Genomic DNA, 4,281 nt, shown 5'->3' on the forward strand with positions numbered 1-4,281 from the left:
GTGATAGCATGGCACTCTCTCACGAACAGCCCGCCCGCGCATCGTGAAATCGTGCGTGGCCCTGATCGTCGAGAACCCCAAGGCCATCATGCACACCAGAACGCTCGCCGTTGCCCTCGCTCTCGCCGCCTTCGCCCTCACACCAGCCCTCGCGCAGACGCAGTCATACAAGTACCCATTCCAAAACCCATCTCTCCCTGCCGCCCAGCGCATCTCGAACGTCGTCTCGCTGATGACCACCGAGGAGAAGATCGGCTTTCTCTCGACCGACACGTCCATCAAACGCCTCGGCATCCCCAGCTTCGGAAGCTCTGAAGGCATCCACGGCGTCGTTCAGCGTGAAGTAGCGAACGGCCCCTACGCGCATCCAGCCATCCCCACCACGCAGTTCCCGCAGCCGCCCGGCATGGGAGCAACTTGGGACCCGGCCCTCGTCCGCGAAGCCGCCGCCGTCGAAGGCCACGAGGCCCGCTTCATCACCCAGACCGCCAAGTACCACCACCCCATGCTGATGCTCTGGGGCCCGCAGGCCGACCTCGCCCGCGACCCGCGCTGGGGCCGCTCGGAAGAGGTCTACGGCGAAGACCCATTCCTCAACGGCACCATGGTCACGGCCTTCATCCACGGTTTGCAAGGCGACAATCCCAAATACTGGCAGGCCGCCTCGCTCATGAAGCACTTCCTCGCCAACTCGAACGAGGACAACCGCACCAAGACCTCCTCCGACTTCGACCAGCGCCTCTTCTGGGAGTACTACTCGGTCCCGTTCCGCATGGGCTTCCTTGACGGCGGCGGCACCGGCGTCATGGCCAGCTACAACGGCTGGAACGGCACCCACATGGCTGTCAATCCGGTTATCAAAAGTGTGGTCATCGACAAATGGGGAGCCAATGTCGTCTCGAGCGACGGCGGCGCAGTCCGCGCTCTCGTCAAAGACTCGCACAGCTTCCCCGACCAGCAGGCCGCCGTCGTCGCATGCCTCAAGAATGGCGTCAACCAATTCCTCGACACCTATAAAGACGAAACCCGCGCCGCATTAAAAGCCGGCACCATCACCGAAGCCGACCTCGACGAACTCGTCCGCCGCAAGCTCAACGTCACGCTGAAGCTCGGCCTGCTCGATCCACCCTCGATGGTGCCGTATTCCACCGTCAAAGATTCACCGGAGCCGTGGAACACCGCAGCCGACCGCGCCGTCTCGAAAAAAATTGCGATCGAGTCCATCGTCCTCCTCAAAAACGAAGCCAGCACTCTCCCGCTCGACAAGCAATCACTCAAGTCCATCGCCGTCATCGGCCCACTAGCCAACTCCGTCCACTGGGACTGGTACGGAGGCACGCCTCCCTACGCCGTCACGCCGCTCGAAGGCATCCAAAAAATCCTCGGTCCCGAGACCAAAGTCCTCTACGCAGGCGATGAGACAAACCACGCAGCTGTCGATGCCGCTCGCAAAGCCCAGGTCGCGGTCGTCTTCGTCGGCAACGACCCCACCTGCGGCCCCGACATGGCGCACGACTGGACCGGCAACGGCACCCTCCCCTGCACCGTACCCAGCGACGGACGCGAAGGCCGCGACCGCGAATCCATCGACCTCGGCCAACAGGAGCAGCTCGTCAAACAGGTCTACGCCGTCAACCCGCACACCGTAGTCGTGCTCATCTCCAGCTTCCCGTTCGCCATCAACTGGACCGAAGCCAACGTCCCCGCGATCCTCCACATGGCGCACGCATCGCAGGACGAAGGCACCGCGCTGGCCGAAGTCCTCTTCGGCGACGCAAACCCCGGCGGCCACCTCACCACCACCTGGCCGCGCTCGCTCACGCAACTCCCGCCCATGATGGACTACAACATCCGCGACGGCCGCACCTACATGTACTTCAAAGGTCAGCCACTCTACCCATTCGGCTTCGGCCTCAGCTACACCTCATTCAAACTGTCGAATCTCAAGCCCAGCGCCACGCGCCTCACCAAAGACGGCACGATCAACATCGCGGTAGACATTACCAATACCGGCACGCACACCGGCGACGAAGTCGTCCAGCTCTACGTCCAGCACCTCGGCTCCAAGGTCTCCCGCCCGCACGAAGAACTCAAAGGCTTCGACCGCATCACACTCACACCAAACGAAACCAAAACCGTCGAGATCCCGCTGGAAGCCGAAAGCCTCGCCTACTGGAACGAACAGCAGCAAACGTTCATCGTCGAATCCGAACCAGTCAAACTCCTCATCGGCGATTCCTCCGCCGACATCAAACTCTCCACCACCATCCAGGTGCGCTAAGCACGCAGGACAGAACATTGGGCCGAATCGGTAACAACTACCATCCACGAACGGCAGGCGTTCAGGCTTGCCGTTCGCGGATCGGGAAGAGCCAAGTCCAAAACTATTTGAAAGTGCCGTCCCCTTTAACTAGTTCATCGCGATGGGCGCTGTCGTCCACTGCTGAACCAAATGCCGCGCTAGAGAGCGGGTCGGCCTTCTGGCTGGCAATCACTGCGGCGTTGACGGTGTCCAGACCTTCCGGACTGGACGCAACATAAATAATCCAGAACGTGCCTGGTGCGTTGGTGTGAATTGCCTCTGTGTCGATCTCGTATTCGCGGATCGTACCGTCGGCCAGCAGCTTCTCCAGTAGCGGCACAACCAGGCGCCGACTTAGCGTGTCGAGCGCATCGTCGGGCGCGTCCGCCTTCAATTTATAGGACCCAATGTGAACGTACCCGTTCTTCCAGGAGCCGGAGTGCCAGTTGTAATATCGGCTGACCAGAATGGCGTCTGAGTGCTTCGTCGCGCTCATCAGGGCGGACGACGGAGCATTTTTGTTGGCTGCGGCTATCTGGTCCAGGGCCTTCATCAGACCTGCCATCGACATTGCAGACCACCAATTGTCGTGCGTGTAACCGTTCTCCTGATGGACCGCAGTCTCATCGTGGCCGTATCCTACGATCGTTCCGTCGGCGAGCGCCTTGTCCATCACGGAAGCCTCAGCCGAAGCTGCTTTGTCCATGTCTGCCCACTGCGCCCGAGGAACCTGCCACTCCGCGACATACGAGTACATTGGGGGCTTCTCTTTAACCTCAGTTGCCTGAGCGCCGGATGAAGGAACACATAAAGTTGGCAACACAAAAACGCACATCCCCGTTACAACGTTGAATAATCTATTTTTCATTTCTTTCTTTCTCCTGTCTTCGATCTAGCCAGCACGGCTTTGGGGAGAATCTGGCCGCCGGGAAGTGTACACGAGCCAATAGAGGGGAAAGAACTGGAGTCTGGCAGGGGCCTCTCTTTAACCGCCGCATGCACATCTTTGCAACTCCCTGTCTCCGACCTTTGAGTGAGTTATCTCCAACCAGTCAGATAAAGCACGTTATCTCGACCGAAGCAGCGCAGTCCTATTGCGCTGCGAAGTGAAGAGACCCTTGTATCTCGCTTTGCCTTCCGTCAATCAGACAAGAACTTCGGGTGCCCCATCCAGCACGTCTTTTGCGATGGGTGGAAAGCACGTATTTCCATTAGCGCCGACACAAAAAAGCGGCCATCCGAAACGGATGGCCTCTTTCCAGTTTGAGCGAAGGAAATTACTGGCAGCCCTTGAACGCCAGCGTAGCCACAGGCAGCGTCGAGCCGGCAACCGGCGTCACCGGCGTCGCCTGCAACTCGCCCGGCGAGCAGTCCGTCGTCCCGCCCGACTGAGGCACAAACGCGATGGCGTCCATCGTGTAGGCCGCAGGCAGCACGCTCGGCGCCAGCGTCGTGCCGGCGGCCGAGAACGCCCCCACATACGGAGCAGCCGCCGGCAACGGCATCGTGTAGCTCACGCAATCCGTACCCGTCGGGCACGCCGTGCCGCTCTCGGTTGTCAGCGCCAGCGTCGGGCTCGACATGTTCGGAAGTTGCGGCATTGTCACCGTCAGCCCGGTGCTTATCGGCTCCAGCGCGCTCACCAGCACGTCAATGCTGGTTGCCGCCGCCGGGCTCGCTCCGTTCTGCGAGGTGATGATGCCCTGCAACCTGGCCGCTGCTGCTGTGGCCACGGCGGGATGCAACTGCACCGTCCCCAGCGCCGAGCCGGTCGAAACCCCGGTGATCACATCCGGAGCATATACCGCCTGCCCGCTCGTCTCGCCCACAATCACCACGTCGAAGGTGCCCGAAGGCAGCGGGCAGAAGACAAACTGGCCATGCGCATCGGTCATCGTACTCATAAACACACGGTCCACGCCGTTGGCGTCCTTCTGCTCAAGCGTGACCGCCACTGTCCCGCTCACAGCGTTGCCGGT

Annotated in this window: 2 protein-coding genes and 1 pseudogene; 1 reads left to right on the forward strand and 2 read right to left on the reverse strand. The window is 60.8% G+C overall.

Features of this window, described 5'->3' with window-relative positions; all coding sequences use genetic code 11:
* Positions 1-55 precede the first annotated feature (55 nt).
* On the forward strand, positions 56-2,281 hold the full coding sequence (locus VFU66_RS08845; RefSeq protein WP_326445878.1) for a glycoside hydrolase family 3 C-terminal domain-containing protein: 2,226 nt from the start codon (positions 56-58) through the stop codon (positions 2,279-2,281).
* A gap of 103 nt (positions 2,282-2,384) precedes the next feature.
* Here VFU66_RS08845 and VFU66_RS08850 read toward each other — a convergent pair whose 3' ends face one another.
* Both VFU66_RS08850 and VFU66_RS08855 read right to left on the reverse strand, forming a co-directional pair.
* Positions 2,385-3,059 (reverse strand): hypothetical protein, encoded by a 675-nt coding sequence (locus VFU66_RS08850; protein ID WP_326445879.1) that lies wholly within the window; start codon positions 3,057-3,059, stop codon positions 2,385-2,387.
* 520 nt (positions 3,060-3,579) lie between these two features.
* Positions 3,580-4,281: pseudogene (locus VFU66_RS08855) on the reverse strand (DUF4382 domain-containing protein); the annotation flags it as partial.

It is taken from the genome of Edaphobacter sp. (assembly GCF_035763405.1).
In the GTDB taxonomy this organism is placed as follows: Bacteria; Acidobacteriota; Terriglobia; order Terriglobales; family Acidobacteriaceae; genus Edaphobacter.

Bases quoted from the DNA above. Each gene is read 5' to 3' on its own strand.
- VFU66_RS08850 (WP_326445879.1), bottom strand. From the start codon at position 3,059: ATGTACTCGTATGTCGCGGAGTGGCAGGTTCCTCGGGCGCAGTGGGCA.